The sequence below is a fragment of the Steroidobacter sp. genome (assembly GCF_036402275.1).
Classification (GTDB): domain Bacteria; phylum Pseudomonadota; class Gammaproteobacteria; order Steroidobacterales; family Steroidobacteraceae; genus Steroidobacter.
Genome location: NZ_DASWTF010000041.1, coordinates 279,708 through 297,358, shown reverse-complemented (window position 1 = coordinate 297,358; position 17,651 = coordinate 279,708). Strand labels below are relative to the sequence as shown.

At 62.3% G+C, this 17,651-nt stretch carries 12 protein-coding genes; all 12 read right to left on the bottom strand.

Going from position 1 to position 17,651, the window contains the following annotated elements; genetic code table 11:
• Nucleotides 1-55: 55 nt before the first annotated feature.
• The 12 genes from VGD45_RS26505 to VGD45_RS26450 all read right to left on the bottom strand — a co-directional run bounded on the left by VGD45_RS26505 (nucleotide 56) and on the right by VGD45_RS26450 (nucleotide 17,625).
• Nucleotides 56-1,684, bottom strand: coding sequence for a M81 family metallopeptidase (locus tag VGD45_RS26505; protein ID WP_331158391.1), 1,629 nt, complete (start codon nucleotides 1,682-1,684; stop codon nucleotides 56-58).
• 49 nt (nucleotides 1,685-1,733) lie between these two features.
• Nucleotides 1,734-2,759 carry a VWA domain-containing protein gene (locus tag VGD45_RS26500; protein WP_331158390.1) on the bottom strand — a complete coding sequence of 342 codons (1,026 nt, stop codon included), beginning with the start codon at nucleotides 2,757-2,759 and terminating at the stop codon, nucleotides 1,734-1,736.
• Nucleotides 2,756-3,667, bottom strand: a complete 912-nt coding sequence (locus tag VGD45_RS26495; protein WP_331158389.1) for a DUF58 domain-containing protein — start codon at nucleotides 3,665-3,667, stop codon at nucleotides 2,756-2,758. Before VGD45_RS26495 ends, VGD45_RS26500 begins: the two co-directional genes overlap by 4 nt.
• Nucleotide 3,668: 1 nt before the next feature.
• Complete coding sequence (locus tag VGD45_RS26490; RefSeq protein WP_331158388.1) at nucleotides 3,669-4,679, bottom strand: AAA family ATPase; 1,011 nt, start codon at nucleotides 4,677-4,679, stop codon at nucleotides 3,669-3,671.
• Nucleotides 4,672-5,964 carry a dicarboxylate/amino acid:cation symporter gene (locus tag VGD45_RS26485; RefSeq protein ID WP_331158387.1) on the bottom strand — a complete coding sequence of 431 codons (1,293 nt, stop codon included), beginning with the start codon at nucleotides 5,962-5,964 and terminating at the stop codon, nucleotides 4,672-4,674. The genes VGD45_RS26490 and VGD45_RS26485 overlap by 8 nt, the downstream gene beginning before the upstream one ends.
• Nucleotides 5,964-7,421: an amino acid racemase gene (locus tag VGD45_RS26480; protein WP_331158386.1), complete on the bottom strand. Its 1,458-nt coding sequence runs from the start codon at nucleotides 7,419-7,421 to the stop codon at nucleotides 5,964-5,966. The genes VGD45_RS26485 and VGD45_RS26480 overlap by 1 nt, the downstream gene beginning before the upstream one ends.
• A 12-nt stretch (nucleotides 7,422-7,433) precedes the next feature.
• Nucleotides 7,434-8,831, bottom strand: a complete 1,398-nt coding sequence (locus VGD45_RS26475; RefSeq protein ID WP_331158385.1) for a CapA family protein — start codon at nucleotides 8,829-8,831, stop codon at nucleotides 7,434-7,436.
• Nucleotides 8,832-11,912 carry a TonB-dependent receptor domain-containing protein gene (locus tag VGD45_RS26470; RefSeq protein ID WP_331158384.1) on the bottom strand — a complete coding sequence of 1,027 codons (3,081 nt, stop codon included), beginning with the start codon at nucleotides 11,910-11,912 and terminating at the stop codon, nucleotides 8,832-8,834.
• A 204-nt stretch (nucleotides 11,913-12,116) separates the two neighbouring features.
• Nucleotides 12,117-12,914 carry an ABC transporter ATP-binding protein gene (locus VGD45_RS26465; protein ID WP_331158383.1) on the bottom strand — a complete coding sequence of 266 codons (798 nt, stop codon included), beginning with the start codon at nucleotides 12,912-12,914 and terminating at the stop codon, nucleotides 12,117-12,119.
• 10 nt (nucleotides 12,915-12,924) lie between these two features.
• Nucleotides 12,925-13,848 (bottom strand): nitrate ABC transporter permease, encoded by a 924-nt coding sequence (gene ntrB, locus VGD45_RS26460; protein WP_331158382.1) that lies wholly within the window; start codon nucleotides 13,846-13,848, stop codon nucleotides 12,925-12,927.
• Nucleotides 13,849-13,864: 16 nt separating this feature from the next.
• The gene (locus tag VGD45_RS26455) at nucleotides 13,865-15,169 is read right to left on the bottom strand and encodes a CmpA/NrtA family ABC transporter substrate-binding protein (RefSeq protein ID WP_331158381.1); all 1,305 of its coding nucleotides are present in this window, start codon (nucleotides 15,167-15,169) and stop codon (nucleotides 13,865-13,867) included.
• Nucleotides 15,170-15,483: 314 nt separating this feature from the next.
• Nucleotides 15,484-17,625, bottom strand: coding sequence for a prolyl oligopeptidase family serine peptidase (locus tag VGD45_RS26450; RefSeq protein WP_331158380.1), 2,142 nt, complete (start codon nucleotides 17,623-17,625; stop codon nucleotides 15,484-15,486).
• Nucleotides 17,626-17,651: the final 26 nt, after the last annotated feature.

Here is a 17,651-nt window from a genome sequence, read left to right as displayed (position 1 = left end):
TAACTCCAGTCGACGTGCCGCGGTGAGATCCACCGCGGCACCTTACAACTACGACTCAAGTCATCGGCAGCGGATAAACCACGTTCTTGCCATACGGATAGAACTTATCCAGCTTGAGATACTTATAGTTCAACGCCTCCAGGCGCACCGTGCCGACGAACGGCTCGTCGGGCTCGACCAGCAGGATGGTCTTGGCATAGCCGCTATCGTAGAAGCCGCGGCGGAAGTGCACGCGTGATTTGATGGCGAAGGCCTTGAACTGATTCGGATCGATGCCGAGCTGGGTGAACGACTGCGGCTGTACGATCTGGCTCAGGTACGGGCTGATCACGACCACGTTGTTGTCGCCGAACTTCACGCTGACCCACAGCTGCGAGCCGCCAGCCTGGCTGCTGCCCCGGCTCAGTCCGCCGCTCACTGTATGCACCTTGCCGACCACGCGCACCGGCTTGCCGGCGGAGACGTCGAGCTTGCCGCCGATTTCCATGTCGAAGGCATCGCCGACCTTCACGCCCTTCTTGCGCAGCGCGTTGATCGCGTCTTCGTCGGCGATGGTGCCGATGAGCGTGTTGCTGAGCTTTTGTTCGATGATCTGACTGAGCAGCCACGTGGCGGCGCCGGTACGATCGCTGTGGTCTGCGAGCACGATGGGCACCGAGCCCTTCTGCATTGCTTGTTTCGCGAGCGTCACGCCCTCCTTGTGGCGGTAGACCTTGGTGCCGTGAACCAGATCGTCGCGCAGGCGCCAGGCAGTCTGCGCCATGTCGTCGGCGATGTGCTTCGCCAGTTCCGGATTGCCGTTGGTCATGACCTGGAACGTCATGCCGGCATCGGCCGCGTCCATGAAAGCAAATCCGTAGTAGAAACTCACATACACATCGGTCTCGCGCGCTTCCCAAACCAGTGCGCGCTGGACCAGATCCATCCACGGCGACTGGCCGGTCCACTGCAACACCGAGGGCGTGATGATGGGCGGCTTCGCGGTCGCCGTCGTCGGCTTGTAGTCGCCCCGAATGCAGCGGATCAACGTGCGAGCGGCGCGCTCGCCCTGCAAGGCGCCGTCGTAGTGCGGATAGTACTTGATACAGAACGCGAGATTCGCATAGCGCAGGAACTCGTCATCCTCGTTGCCGTGCGGATCGAAGGTGCCGGCGATGAAACCTTTCGGTCCGATGACTTCACGAACGCGACGCGCCAGCGTCGCTTCGGGCTTGGCCACGTCGCGCACGCCCATCGCACCGTGTAGCGACAGGTAAGCGCCGTCGAACGGGCCCTGCGCCTTGAGATCGGCAATCATGCGCTCGGTAAAATGCTCGAACGCTTGCTTGGTGATCCAGCCGGAGCCCGAACCTTTTTTCGAGCCCAGCGGCGACTCGATGCCCACCAGCTCGACGTTGGCATGCTCGCGCGCGACTTTGACGAAGCCGCCCATGTAGCCTTCCGGCGAAGCGGACAGCAAGGCTTCGCCACGCGCCGGCGAGCCTTCGTAGATGAAATCTTCGGTGGTGGTGTCATACGGCAGGAACGTCACCGTCTCGTGCGAGAAGTGCATGCATGCAATGCGGATCTTGCGAGTGGCCGCGTTGGAGCGCGCGGCGGACTGAGCCCCTGCGGCCAGAGGCAGCGCGGCGGCGGCCGATCCCAAACCGAGGCCTGCCAGGACCTCGCGTCTCGAAATCTTCATGGTTCGATTCCTGTATGAGTGGTTGTGGTGGAAAGCCAAGGATCGATGCTCATGTCACGCCCTGCTCGCGCGCGGAGCGGAAATGCGCCTCATACGACGCGAGCGCCAGCAGCGCCACGCCGATGAGAGCAAAGACATGGAACAACTCGCGACTGATGAGTGGCGGCGACGCCGCGAATTCGACCTTTTGCGCTTCGTCGATGCGCGCAAAAGCGTCGCGGACCGCATTGGCGTCGGTGGCGCGAAAAAACAATCCGCCAGTACTGTCGGCGACATCGCGCAACAACAGCGAGTCGATCTCCGACTCCCGCATCTCGGTGCCGATGCGTTTGCCCGCGTAGTCGAAGACCGGCGTGGGCACCAGGCCTTCGGCGCCCGCGCCGATCGTGTAGATCGCGACGCCTTCGTCGCTCGCCAGTCCCGCAGCCTGTCGCGGATCGAGCGAGCCCTTGTTGCTCGAACCATCGGTCAGCAGCACGATGAAAGAGCCCTGTCGCGGTTGCCCGTCCGCCCTGCCCTCGCGAAGGCGGCGCATGGCCACTCCGATCGCATCGCCAATCGCGGTGCCGTCTTCAATCAGGCCGATGGACAGCCGCGCGCTCTGTTTGCGCAGCCACTCGTGATCGAACGTCAGCGGCGCAAAAGTGTAGGCGCGCCCGCCAAACACGACGATGCCGATACGATCGTCGGGCCGCTCGTTGATGAACGCGGAAATGATCGGTTTGACCGCCTGCAACCGATTGACCGTGGCGGCGCCGCGCTGGAAATCTTCCGCGTACATGCTGGTGGACAGATCGATCGCGATCATGAAGTCGTAGCCGCGTCGCTGATGATCGTCCATGGGCACGAGCACCTGCGGGCGCGCCAGGCCAATCACCAGCAAGGCGATGCCGACATACACACAGACCAACGGCCAGAGCGCCGATGACGTGGCGCCTGGGGAATGCCACTCGTGCGCGCCGGGCACGACCAGCGCGGACACACTGCGTCGCCGGCGCAGCCAGGCAATCGCCGGCAGCAGCAAGAGCAGTAGCAACCAGAGCGGATCCTGGAAAGTGGCGCTGGAGATGTTCACGTCCGCTGCCTGTGACGATGGAACCACGCGACCAGGCTTTGCAGCGGATCGTCCACATTGCTGACGATCATTCGATCGTCGCTGCGAGGAAACATCTCCAGGAAATAATCGTCGCGTCGCTCGCGCCAGGCGGCATGCGCCGCGCGCTCGGCGCTCGATGCGGTGTTCAGCAGAGTCAAGCGGCCGGCCAGTGGATCGTACGCCGAGAGCCTGGCGTTACGCGGCAGGTCCTGGTCCCATGGGTCGTCCGCCCGCACGCCGACCGCTTGATGCCGCTGCTGCAGCTCACGCCACAACTCGGGCATGTCACGCGGTGCGAATGGACCGAACCACAGCAACACACTGCCGCGAGAAGCGCTTTTCTTGACGAACGGCCAGGGCAGCGAGCAGTTAACCGGGCCGTCCAGCGACGGCGCGGGCTGGCCGAGCAACATGGCCGCGATCCGCATGATGCCTTTGCGGCCCGGTTGCGCGCGCTGGAACCATGACTGCCCCGGTGAGCTATACACCAAAGCAACCCGATCGCGATTGATCGCGCTGATCATCATCAGCAACGCAGCGGTCTTGAGCAGAGTCTCGCGGCGCGTGCGACCTTCGGAGCCGAACTGCAATGCCGGCGAGTCCTCGAAAATGAACGTGATGGTGAGATCGCGCTCTTCGACGAAGCGCTTGCGATACGGCTCGCCGAGACGAGCGGTGACATTCCAGTCGATGTCGCGCGGGTCGTCGCCCCACTCATATTTGACGACTTGATCGAACTCCATGCCGCGGCCACGAAACGCGGAGCGATACTCGCCGCTGACCGTGGTGTTCACGGCATGCCGCGCTCGCCACTCGAGGCGTTGGAGCAGCGCGGTTGGCGCGGCGGGCATCGCGGCGCCGGAGTTGGCTGGATTGGGCGCCGACATCTCAGGCTCCGCGCGCTGCGCTCTCCGGCACCGCCGTCTGATCGAGAATATCTCTGAGAATGCGATCGGCGGTGAGGCCACGCGACTCGGCCTCATACGTCAAGCCGACTCGATGTCGCATCACATCCGCGAACACTTCCTGCACCAAGGCCGGCGTCACATAACCGGTATCACGCAACCAGGCCAACGCCTTGCTCGCCTGGAACAGGCCAAGACAGGCGCGGGGCGATGCGCCATATGAGAGCGTCTTCTGCGAGCCCGCAGCGATGGCGCGAGTCGCACGCACCAGCTTGACGACATATCCCTGCACGGACTCGGCGACGTGGATGCGATCGACCTCTTCACGCAGGCGTAGCAACTCATCGCCGCTCGACACCGCGAGCAACTCGGGATGCGATGTGACAGAGCCCCAGCGCTGCACCATCTGCAATTCTTCCAGCTCGCTCGGATAGTCGAGCAGCAGCTTGAACAGGAAACGATCGAGCTGCGCCTCGGGCAACGGATACGTGCCTTCCTGCTCGACCGGATTCTGCGTGGCCATCACCAGGAACGGACTCGGCAGCGGATAGGTCACGCCGCCCAGCGTCACTTGCCGCTCCTGCATCGCTTCGAGCAACGCACTCTGCACCTTGGCCGGCGCGCGATTGATCTCATCCGCGAGCACCAGGTTGGCGAAGATCGGTCCACGATGCGGCGAGAAACGACCGTCGCCAGGCGAATAAACCATGGTGCCGACGATGTCGGAGGGCAGCAGGTCGGGCGTGAACTGGATGCGTTCGAACTGCATGCCGAGAGCCTGCGACAGCGATTTCACCAGCAGCGTCTTGGCGAGGCCCGGCATGCCTTCGAGCAGCACGTGGCCGCCGGTCAGCAGCGCGATCTGCAGGCGCTCGATGATGGTGAGCTGGCCGAGCACCGCCTTGCCGATCTCGCCGGCGACCCGGCTCGACCATTGCGCTCCGCTCTGCTGTCTGGTTTCGACGTGCACGTGACTGACTCGTTCGCTACGCATTGCTTCGTCTCACATCCCCATCGAGTTCGGCATCGACCGAGGCTTCGCCGGCCCGCGCCGGCGAATGCAGCTCGCCTTCCCATTTGGAAACCGCGGCCGTTGCGATGCTGTTGCCGACCACGTTGGTGGCCGAGCGGCCCATGTCGAGGAAGTGATCGATGCCCAGCAGCAGCAACATGCCCGCTTCCGGCAGATTGAATTGAGTGAGCGAGGCGGCAACGACGACGAGCGAGGCGCGTGGCACGCCGGCGATGCCCTTCGATGTGAGCATCAGCACCGCGACCATGGTCACCTGCTGTGCGATGCTCACCTCGATGCCGTACGCCTGCGCGATGAACATGATCGCGAACGTGCAATACATCATCGAGCCGTCGAGATTGAACGAGTAGCCGATCGGCAACACGAAGCTCGCGACGCGGTTGCTGCAACCGAAACGTTCGAGCTCTTCGAGCGTGCGCGGATAGGCGGCCTCGGAGCTCGCGGTGGAGAAAGCGAGCAGCACCGGCCCGCGAATGCCTCGCACCAGACTCAGTACGCCCGGGCCGACGAAGGCCACGCCGAGCGCAATCAAAATTCCCCACAGCACGGCGAGGCCCAGATAGAACTCGCCGATGAACAAACCGTAGACGCCAATGATGCCCAAACCCTCTTTCGCCACCGTGCTGGCCAGCGCGCCGAGCACAGCCAGCGGCGCGAACACCATCACGTAACCGGTAACCTTCAGCATGATTTGGGCCAACGCGTCCAAGGCCTCGACCAGCACCCGGCTGCGCTCGCCCAAGGCCGCCATCGCCGTGCCAAAAAACAGCGAAAACACCACGATCTGCAGGATTTCATTGCGCGCCATGGCGTCGATGGCGCTGGTCGGCAGCGTGTGCTCGATGAAATTTTTCAGCGTCATGCCGCTGGCCTGGAGGCCCGAGCTTGCCCCGTCGTTGGGCAACGGCAGGTTCAATGCCCTGCCCGGCTCGAAAAGCTGCACGATAATGAGGCCGAGCACCAACGAGATCAGCGAAGCGCCGACAAACCACGCGAGCGCCTTGCTGCCCACTCGGCCCACGGTTGCGATGTCACCCATCTTGGCGATGCCGACCACCAGGGTGGAGAACACCAGCGGCGCGATGATCATCTTGATGAGCCGCAGAAACGCGAACGGCAGCAGCCCGATGCCGTCGGCGAATTTGTCGGCGGTTGTCGCCGGCACGCCGACGTGCACGATATAGCCGAGCACCACGCCGACCACGAGGCCTGCGACGATGAAGGTGGTGAGTCGTTTGGAAGTCATCAGCGCCTCGACCACATCATCGCGGCGGACACGCAGCGCCGGGCAAGAATGTCGGTCGGGTCGACCAGCGTGACCCGATGGCCGCTCGCCGTGACACGCTCCGGTTCGGACAGCAACAATGGCAGCTCGGTGCAGCCGAGCACGATGACTTCCACGCCTTGAGCAGCGAGCTCGTCGATGGCGGCATCGACATCCGCTACGCTCGCGCCGCTAGTGAAGCCGGCTTTCACGCCTTGCGGGCCATAGATCGCGTTCATCACCCGCGCCTGCAGCGGCGCCGACGGCACGACCTCCTGGAAGCCGTGATCCTCCAGCGCCCGCCGGTAAACGCCGCTCGACACGGTGCCGCTGGTCGCCAGCAACCCCACCTTGCGCAGCTTTGGAAACAATTCCCTGATGTGCTTCACCGTCACGGTGAGCATGTTCATGATGGGAATGTCGAGCTCGGATTGAATGGCTTCGACGAACGCGTGCGCGGTGTTGCATGGAATCGCAATGAGATCCGCCTCGCCGGCCTGCAGCTTCTTGCAAGTCGCATACAGCGCCAGCGTGGGGTCCATGCCGTCGCCGACCAGATGCTCGGTGCGATCGGGGATCTGCGGATTCTGCTCGACCAGCAGCCGCAGATGATCCTGATCTCGCTGGGCCGGCGTGTTGCGCACGACCTTGTCGAGGAAGTCCACGGTCGCCGCCGGCCCCACGCCGCCCACCACTCCGAGCTTGAACGGCCGCTCGATCCCGGTTGCGGGATCGGCAACCAGATGTTGGGCATAAACACGATGCGGATCGAGCAATGGCGCCGTCATTTGCGACAGCTCGCTCGCGACCAGCGCCAGCTCGGTCACGCCAGGTAGCAGTAACTCCGCGCCCTGCGAAATCAGATCCGCGCAAGCATCGCGCAGCAGTTCGATCGAATAGCCGCTGCGACTGCCGCTCTTGATGCCGTTCCTGCCGTACACGGCCTCGGTGACCAGATCCAGGCCGTCACGCGGGCGTGCATACAGCAGCTGGAATTCATCCTGAGCGAAGTAACGTTCAAACAAAGCGGCGTCGCGCAACGGCGCGGAAGTCAGCACGCCGATGCGCCGTCGTTGCGGAAAGGTGCTACGCACGTGAAGCCGCAGCACTTCGATCATGTCGGCGATGGGCAGCGGCGAATTTTCCTTGAGCTCCTCCATGAAGGTATGACTCAGAAAGCACGGCAGCACCACCGTGCCGATACCTCGCGCCTTGAAGCTGTCGATCCTGTTGAAGATGTACAGCATGCGGGCCGTGTTGGCGGCGCTCGGCCCGTCGCTGCGGATGAACGGCCGTTGTTCGAACACGATCTCGAACTGACCCGCGTCGGCATGGCGCTCGGTCGCCTCGATCAGCTTCGAGAGCAGATCCGCATCCGCGATGGGCGACAGGCCGCCGATGATGCCGAACGAGCGTTCGCGCCTCACTGGTAGACTCATGGATGCTTCGCGTCACTTTTTCCAGGAGAGCGTGCCGACGCCGTTCTTGTAGCTGACGGCGGTGCCGAACGGAGCGGACACCTCGGCGAGATCCTTGAAGATCTGCTCGGCCTCGGCGGCCGGCGCCGGATAGGGCTGGCCACGCTTGCTGCGAGGCTGGCCGAACCCCATCGACACCGGATGCAGACGCACTTCCTGCAGCGTGCGCTCGTTGTCGTAAACCACCTGCGCAATCACCGATTGCCAGTACTTGCGGTCCGCCGGGAAGCCGACCGTGTCGTTCTTGGAACGTTTGCTGAAGTAATCGCTGGGCAGCGAGCCGTTGGCCAGCCCGGTCTTTTCGTAGTTGTCGGCAGGCTGCAGCTCGACTAGGTCGTTCTCGAAAATGAAGTTGGCGAGCGAATAAAAGATCGGCTTGCCCTTGTAGACTTCGATGCCGCGCAGGATGTGAGGACCGTGGCCCACCACCATGTCCGCGCCCGCGTCGATCATCGCGTGCGCGAACTCGACCACGAATTCGGCCGGCATCCACTTGTCTTTCGGGTTGGCTGCCTCGTGCGCATGGATGCTCACCACCACCCAGTCGGCCTGCTGATCCGCGTCGCGCACGCTCGCCTGCAGCTCTTCGATGTCGGTCTTGTTGGCCTTGGAGTTGATCTTTATCTCATCGCCGACTACGTACTCGGCGCCGCCGAACGACAGAGTGTTCGACGCGCTCTCGCCCATGTTCGAGCTGACCGGACCACGCAGCGTCGCGATCGTATCGTAGGTCGCTTGCGGCACCGTGTAGGTGACCGTGTGGCGAAGCGGATTCAAGCCCGGACGACCGGGCATGTCCTTGCGCTGCGCGCCGGCGACGATGGGTGCTGGAAAAGTGGACGAGGTGGAAATCAGCGCCACCCTGCCCTTGGGCGTGTCGAGATATCCGGGCTTGCGCGCCAGCGCCAGATTCTCGCCGACGCCGGAGTAAACAAAATTGGTTTTGGCCAGCGCGGCGACGGTGCTGCGCATGCCGTCGACGCCGTAGTCGTTGACGTGATTGTTGGCCAGGCCCAGCAGATCGAAACCGGCCCACGCCAGCTCGTCGGTGATGAAGCGCGGCGAACCCATGTAAGTGCCGCCGCTCTGCTGCGCCCCCGCCAGAGTGAAATCGTGAATCAGGGTTTCGAAGTTGGTGAACGCCACATCGGCGCCGCGAATCAGGGCGAACATGTCGTCGACGCCCGGCGCGCGAAACGTCGACAGCCGTCGATTGATGATCGCGTCGCCGGTCAGCGCGAACACGGTTTTGGTTTCCTCGCCCGCCGCCGACTCCCAGCCCCGCGCCGGACGCGGCGACGCCGCGTCCGCCGTCTGAGCGGCCAATAAACCCAGCAACACTGCCTTGGCAATCCGAGTGATATTTTTCATTTAGAAGTTCTTCGTGAGTCTCAGGGTCCAGACGCGTCCCATGGCGACGCTGTTGTAGACGGAGGGGTCGTATCCGGCGGCGTCGGCGGTCAGCGGCGCATCTTCATTGGTGAGGTTCTTGACGCCGACACGCACGTTCAGGTCGCTGAGCCAGCTCTGCTGCGCTGTAGCGAACGTGTATGCGCCGAACGCGTTGAATGTGACGGAGTCCTCGACGCGCCAGAAATACACGCCGTCGATCGGGTACACGTAGCTCGGCCGCCCGAGTTGCTCGTAGGCCGGCGCGCTGATGCTGGCGCCCGTGTCAGCGTAGTCGCCGATGTAATAAGCGCTGATGCCCGCCGACCAGATGTCGTCCTTGGACCAGAACACGTTCAACGCCCCGCGCCACTTGGTCGCGCCGTTCTTGCCCAGGCGCGTCTCGACCGCCGCGTTCGGGCCCGCCTGCCGCTCGTACTTGCTGAGATAAGTTGCATCCGCCGTCACGCCCAACTGGCCCCACGCGAGGCGGGGTGAGTTGTAGGTCACGTTGAAGTCGTAACCTTCGATGGTCGCGGTAGCGAGGTTGTCGTACGGCGTGTACGTGACCTCGAGGATGCCGACCGGCGCCAGCCACTGCGATTGCGGACGGCTCGCGTTGTACTGAGCAAAAAACGCGCGATCTTCGTCGGTGATGATGTCGGAGCGCTCGATCAACGGATCGCCGGCATAGTTCTCCGTGCCGCTGCCCAGATCGATCTGGTCCAGAGGGATGCCTCGGGCCAGCGCCGCCTGCGTCGCCGCGAGCAACATGGCCGCGTCGTTGGCGCGAATCTCTTCTGCAATCGGGCTCGCGATCAGATTCTCCTGATCGATCTTCCAGTAGTCGACCGACACGCGCAGCCCGTCGACGAACGGCACGTCGAGCACGATGCCGAGCGTGCGGCCCTCGGAAGTTTCGGGCACCAGGTTCGGATTGCCTTCGATGCCGGTCCGACGTTGAAACTGCCCGTCCACCGGCAGGCCCGTGACCGGGCCGCGATAAGGATCGAAGCTCGACCCCACGGTGAAGCGGGTCGGATAGTTCATCACGCTCAGATTCGGCGCGCGGAAGCCTTCGTTGTAAGACGCGCGAATCATCAGCGGCTCGATCGGCCGCCAGTCGAGGGTGAACTTAGGGTTCGACGTGCTGCCGAAGTCGCTGTACTCCTCGTAACGAATCGACGCGCCCAACTGCAGGCGTTCGACGCCCGGCAGCGCGTTGCTCGAGCCGATGATCGGCACCACGGTTTCGGCGAATGCCGCGACGACGGTTCGGTCGCCGATCACGTCGCCGGCCGCGGAAGCCTGCACGAAATCGTTGCCCGCCGGATCGAGCCCGAGATCGTTGACGCCGTTGACGCCGGCGAACTGCGGGCGCGTGAGCTCGTAGTCGTCCCAGCGATGCTCCGCGCCGACCGCGATCGCGATCGGACCGCCGCCGAAGTCCCACAACTCGCCGTTCACGCGCGCATCGATGCTTCCCAGAATATTCCGACCTTCCTGGTGGAAGCGTTGTACGAACGGAGCGGTGACCGAATCCGGGTTGGCATACGGCGTGGTCGCCACGACCTGGCCGTTTTGAATCGCGAAGTTATAACCAAAGGGGTTGTATGCGCTGGCGTCGGTGCGCGACGTCTGCGCGTGCAGCGCGGTTTCGCGCACGGCGTTCAACGAATCATCTTCAGTCGCCGCTCGCGAATAGACTGCACCCGTTTCCCACGACCAGCCCGGAGCGATGTCGCCTCGCAAGCCAGCGGTCGCCGTGATCGCCGTGGTCTCCACTTCGACGGTCTCGGCGCCGATGTCAGTAAATCGTTTCGAAACGATGGTGACCGCCTGGGGCGTTCCAACCAGACGCGCGGTGCCGTCCGCATTCGGCGTTCCAGTCGGACTGTAGAAGCGCGAGCCGAAAGGATTGTAGGGGTTGTCGATCGGCACGATCAGCGGCGCATCCGAGTTGATGCCGTACGCCACCGGCGGTCGCACCATGGTCGAATCGGCGCGATACAGGGCGAGATGGCCGAACGCACTCACTCTGTCGTTGATCTTGAAATTGACGGCGTTGAACCAGTTGAAGCGCTCCGTTTCCGGCACCGAATAACCGTCGGCGTTCACGTCGTAGTAGTAGCCGAGCTCGGCGCCGGTACGACTCGGCGCGCTGTTCTTGATGCCGATGACGCCGCCTTCCATGGGCGTCAGATAGCGTGTCGCCGGGTTGGAGCCGACTCGGAACGAGGGATAGCCGCTGGAAGCGTTGCGGTCGAAGAACGGACCGTTGGCGGCATCGAAGCCGGCGGGTGCGAGCGCGCGCTTGTCGGCGTCGGATCCATTGGGCAGATCGGAGGTCTTCAACTCATCGCGCTTGAGATAGTCGAACGTGGAGATCCAGTGCAGCCGATCGCCGAAAGCATAGTTGCCGTGCGTGAGCGTGACGCCGACGTCCGATCCCGAACCGATCTCGGTGATACCGGTCTGCATCTGCAGCTCGTTGCCGACATAGTCAGTGTCGGTGACAAAGTTGATCACGCCCGCGACGGCGTCGGACCCATACACGGCGGATGCGCCGTCGCGCAGGATGTCCACTCGCTCGAGACCTCGCGCCGGCAGCGTGTTCACGTTCACCGACATGGCCGGCACGCCGTCTTCGGTCGAAGAAATGCCATGCGCCGCGACTCTGCGCCCGTTCAACAACACGAGCGTGTTGCCCGACCCGAGGCCGCGCAGGTTGACGGAAGAAATATCGCCGCGAGCGCTGACGCCGCCTTGATTGGAATCGTTGATGGGAACGTTGACGACGGCCGGCATGGCCGTCAGCAGGTCGACGGGCGTCGCCGCGTCGCGCAGCTCCATCGCTTCCTGACTGACGATGGTGACCGGCAGCGCAGCGTCGTCGCCGCGCTTGATGCTGGTGCCCGTCACCGTGATTTCTTCCAGCGGCGGCGCGTCGCTCGCGGCGGCGACCGCGTCCTGCGCGCTAGCTGCTTGCGCGTGGGCAATCGCGGCGACGACAGCCAGTGCTATCAGGCTGCGGGAGGATGATGGCTCAGTTGCTCTCGACACGGCGTAGCTCCCCAAACGTTTTTTGCTGTGTTAGCCCCCGTGCTCAAGCTAACCAACGTCATTTGGGGAGTGCGATGAAAAGGCGCGGCGTGTCTATAACCTCACGTTATTCTGCTATCGGCACTGCCTCACGCTGAAGCAATGCACCGTGCTTGGTGACCTATCCAGGTGCGATGCGCCGACACCAGGGCGCCTGCCGCACCTTCACGCTGCCTCCACGAACCTCGTTCTCCGATGCAAGAAGTCCAACACCGCCGCCCGACAGCCGATGTATGTCGGATCCGCCGCGAGATCCAGCCTGGCTCGTGGCCGCGACAGCGGAACATCGAGGATCGAGCCGATGCGCGCAGACGGTCCGTTCGTGAGCATGACGATGCGATCGGATAACAGCACGGCTTCCTCGACGTCGTGGGTGATCATCAACACCGTGTTGCCCAAGGCGGCGTGAATCTGCATCACCTGGTCCTGCAGCCGAGCGCGAGTGAGGGCATCCAGAGCACCGAAGGGCTCATCGAGCAGCAGCACCTTGGGACTCATGGCGATCGCGCGTGCGATGCCCACTCGCTGTTTCATTCCTCCGGAAATCTCGCCGGGCCGCTTTTCGAGCGCATCTTGCATGTGAACGAGTTGCAAATTGTGGAGCGTCCAGTCATGTCGCTCCGCCGCGCTCTTGGCATGGCGGAAGACCTTGTCAACGGCCAGGCGAACGTTCTGATAGACGGTGAGCCATGGCAGCAGAGAATGGTTCTGGAACACCACGGCGCGATCTGGCCCCGGCTGAAACACTTCGCGATTGTCCAGGATCACCGCGCCTTCGCTCGCAGGCGTCAGCCCAGCAACGACATTGAGCAGCGTCGACTTGCCGCAGCCGGAGTGACCGATCAAGGAGATGAACTCCCGCCGGCGCACTTCCAAAGAAATGTCATGCAACACTTCATGCGCCTTGCGGCCGTGTCCGAAGGTCTTGCTGACATTCTCGATGGACAGATATTTATCGCTCATGATGATTTCCTCAGCCGCTCGCCGTGCCCCGCGTGACCAACCTGCCGAGCAGCGCGATGGCTCGATCCAGACAGAAGCCGACGATTCCGACGTAGACGAGCGCCAGGATGATGTCGCTGATACGCGATGAGTTCCACGAATCCCAGACGAAGAAACCGATGCCGACGCCGCCGATCAGCATCTCCGCCGCCACGATCGCCAGCCATGAGAGGCCGATGCCGATGCGCATGCCGGTGAAGATATACGGGGCCGCAGCCGGCAGCATGATGTGCGAAAGGTATTCGGGTCCATTGAAACTCAGCACGCGCGCGACGTTTCGATAGTCCTGCGGGATGTTACGGATACCGACCGCGGTATTGATGATGATCGGCCAGATCGCGGTGATGAAGATCACGAAGATCGCTGCAGGGTGTCCATTGCGGAAGGCCGCCAAGGACAGCGGCAACCACGCGAGCGGCGGAATAGTGCGCAAGACTTGGAACAGCGGATCCAGTGCACGCATCGCCCATACACTGTGACCGACGAGCACGCCGATCCCGACGCCGGCGCAAGCGGCCAACGAATACCCGACAGCGACACGCTTCAGGCTTGCGAGCAGGTGCCAGAACAATCCTTTGTCGACACCTCCGTGGTCGTAGAAGGGATCGACGATCAGCTCCCAGGTCTCACTCACGACGGTCGTCGGTGAGGGCAAGCTGGACCCTGGCGCAGAAGTCGCAAGTTGCCAGATGCCTATCAACACTGCCAACGTAACGAGCGGCGGAACGACCACCCTCACAGCTTCGTTGAGTCGCCCGACGATCACGTGCCAGACGCCAGGCGGCGGGTTTGGATCGTTCGCGGCGCTGTCGCTACGCACGTCCGCATCAGGCTGCTGCGCGTGATGCGTAATGGCGGAAAGCGTCGTCACCAGCTCTCGCGTGCTGCTGTTCATTCAGTCTCCTCCGCCGCTATGCACGTTTGATCGCAAGGCTGGCGAGATAGGCACTCGGGTTCTCCGGGTCGAAGGACTTGCCATCGAAGAACTTCTCGACGCCGCGCGATTTCGACCGCGGAATCTGTGCGGCGGGCACGCCCAGCTCTTTGGCCGCCTCACGCCAGAGATCCTCGCGGTTCACTTTCGCAATCAGCGAATTGAAATCTTCCTTGCCCGTGAACTTGCCCCAGCGGACGTTCTCGATCAGAAACCAGAGCTCGTGACTTTGAAACGGATAAGACGCGTGGTCGCGCCAGTACTTCATGATATGCGGACTGTTGGCGACGATGCGTCCGGTACCATAGTCGAACTTGCCTTCCAGGCGATCGACCACGTCGCCATACGGCGCGCCGATCCATTGTCGCTTGGCAACGATCTGCGCGATCTCCTTGCGATTCTCCAGTTTATCGCACCACATCTGCGCATCCTGCACGGCCATCAACAATGCCTTGGCCGCGTTCGGGTGCCTGTCGACCCAATCCGCCCGCATGGCCAGCGATTTCTCCGGATGCTTGGCCCACAGCTCACCGGTATTGATGGCTGTGTAGCCGATCTTTTGATTCTTCAGCTGCTCATTCCAAGGCTCGGCGACGCAGAAACAATCCATCGTTCCAACCTTCATGTTCGCCACCATCTGCGGTGGCGGCACGACGATGGTCTCGATGTCTTTGTCCGGATCGATGCCGCCAGCCGCCAGCCAGTAGCGGATCCAGCAATCATGCGTGCCGCCCGGGAAGGTCATCGCGGCCTTCACTGCGCGACCGGATGCCTTCTTTTTATCGAGCGCTGCCTTGAATGGTTTCACGTCGAGCCCGACCTTCAGATCGGCGTATTCCGCGGCGACCGAGATGCACTGGCTGTCCAGGTTCAATCGCGCCAGTATGTACATCGGCGTCGGCACATTGTTTTGTGTCACCTTGCCGGTACTGATGAGGTACGGCATCGGTGTCAGAATGTGCGCACCATCGATGCCGTTACCTTGCGAGCCAAGCACCAGGTTGTCTCGGGTCGTGCCCCACGACGCCTGCTTGGCCACTTCGACATCCGGCATGCCGTGCTTGGCAAAGAAACCCTTTTCCTTCGCTATGATCAGGGGCGCAGCATCCGTGAGTGCGATGAAGCCAAGGATGGCTTTAGTCGTTTCCGGCCTTGCAACCGATGCATACAAGGGCCTGGGTAGTAGCACCTGCGTACCGCCGAGAGCTGCTGTTGCCGCAGCGCTCGCCAGAACGGCTCTGCGCGATACCTTTCTATTGGATTTATTTTCGGGAAGAGCCACGCTGAAGCTCCTGAGTTCGTCGGCCCGAAAATGCGCGGGCCACGCACCCGCCATGGAAGGCCGGGGATGATGCCCGCTGTTGGACAAGCTGGAATTAGCAATCCCCGTGCCAACAGCAGCTCGCTCCGAATCAACGCTAGGATTACCTGCAGTTCAGGGGCTCCGCGGTTTGCAGCAACGCAGCGGAGTGCCTTAGAAAACAGACTTTATGTATTGAATATGTATCGAATTGGACCGCCGGATCGGGGCAGATGCGCTGACCTGGAGCGCGCGAGCGCTGCTGCCAACGTAAAGGCTTCGCGTCGATGACGAAACTAATGAGCCCCGTTCTCAACCTTGAGCCGCGTCCAACGGGCCGCAAACGCCCACATGTCCGCTGCTTCCTCGATCACCTGGGTAGTTGGCTTGCCTGCGCCGTGACCTGCTCGCGCATCGATCCTTATCAGATGAGGCTTGGCGCCTGAATCGGACGCCTGGAGTGCGGCGACATATTTATAGCTATGCGCAGGCACCACCCGGGTATCGCCTTCGCCGGTCGTGGCGAGGATTGCCGGATAAGATTTACCCATCCTGACATTGTGATATGGGGAGTATGAGAGCAGGTTGTTGAAGTCTGCTTCGACTGCGGGGTCGCCGTACTCTCCAACCCAGAGCTGGCCGCCGGTGAAGCGGTTGTAACGCAACATGTCCATGACACCCACAGATGGCAACGCAGCTCCGAATAGGTCCGGCCGCTGATTGACGACGGCCCCGACCAGCAGGCCGCCAGCTGAGTCGCCGTAGGCCGTAATGCCGCCAGCACCCGCGACGCTGTTCGCGTGCAGATATTCGGCGGCGGCGACAAAATCGTCGAAGCTGTTGTGCTTCCTCTCGCCGCGTCCCGCCTCATGCCATGGAGCGCCGAATTCTCCTCCGCCGCGAATGTTCGGAATCGCAATCACGCCACCCTGTAGCAACCATCCGGTCAGCATCGGCGAGTAAGCCGGCGCCAGGTTGACAGCGAAGGCTCCATAGCCCATCAACACCGTCGGTGCAGGCCCGACCACATCCTTCCGTCGGGCGATGAACATCGGAATGCGCGCACCGTCTCTCGATGTATAGAAGACCTGATCCACACGGAGCTGCCCGAGATCGGCATCCAGGTTTGGCTCAACCCAGATGTCCGATGTGTTCTTGGAAACATCGTATCGATAGACGGTTTTCGGCTGGTTGAAGCTTTCGAACTGAACGAACGCCTCTGGCTCCGACGCATCGCCGGTCAATTCCCGCACGCTGCCTATCCCTGGAAACGTCATCACGCCGTCAGGCGCCCCGTCGAGGGTATATCGCATCACCTCTGACTTCGCATCGACCAGATAGGAGACCAGCAGCCGTCCGCCGATGAGGTGCGCGCTGGTCAAGAACCCGTCCTGCTGCGGGATAAGGTCGATAAATTCCGGCTGGGGGGCTGCGAGATCGAACGTCACGATTTTGGATCGCTCAGCGTCCCGGTTAGTAATCAGGTAGAGCTTTGTGCCGACGTTCGCAAAAAATGACCAGACCTCGGCAGGTTCGGCGATCAACTTGCGTGGTGCTCGATCGCTGCTCTGGAGATCTACCACTGTGACAGCCGCGTGCACCAGGTCGGCGGAGGAGTAGACGATGGCATAGCGACCATCGGAGGTTACGCCCACGGTGTTCATCCGATCTGGGTGCTCCGGAGTCGCATAGAACAGTTCGTCCTGCGATTGCGCCGTGCCTACCCGATGGAAATACGCCGCATGGTTCGATAGGCCGGCACTGCCGTTGGGCTCTGGATAGCGCGAGTAATAGAAGCCAGAGCCGTCCTTCGCCCAAGCGATCTGCGTGAGCCGCGCCCATTTGAGCTCATCGGCAAGTGGCTGGCCCGTTGCAACGTCGAGAACTCTGATCGTTCGCCAGTCGCTGCCACTCTCCTGCACCGCATAGGCGACGTACGCGCCATCGGCAGACACGCTCCACTCCACGAAGGTTACCGAACCGTCATCTGCCCATTCGGCGGGGTCGATCAGCAAGCGACCAACGACGTTTACTGTGTCCCGCACATATAACGCCGCCTGATCCTGCATGCCGTCCTTGCGGGTATAGAAATAGCGACCACCTGCCTTGTGCGGCGCGCTGACACGCTCATAATTGAAGGCCGACTTCAAGCTATTACGGAACGCGTCACGCCCCGGCAGCGTGTCGAGATACTTCGAAGTGGTCCGCCTCTGCGCTTGGATCCAGGCCGCGACATCGCGATCCTGCAGGGGATCGTTCTCCAGCCAGCGATAAGGGTCGGCGATTGTTTTGCCGAAGTGGATCTCGACCACATCGTCACGCGTCGTCACCGGGTAGGCAATCGGCGCTAGCCCATCATTGTCGCGGTGACCTGAGTTACTGCAGCCTGCCTGCAGGGTAGCCATCAGGACGAAACCGGTAAGAGATCCATAGCGCATGTGTTCACCCAAGAATGTTTCATAGC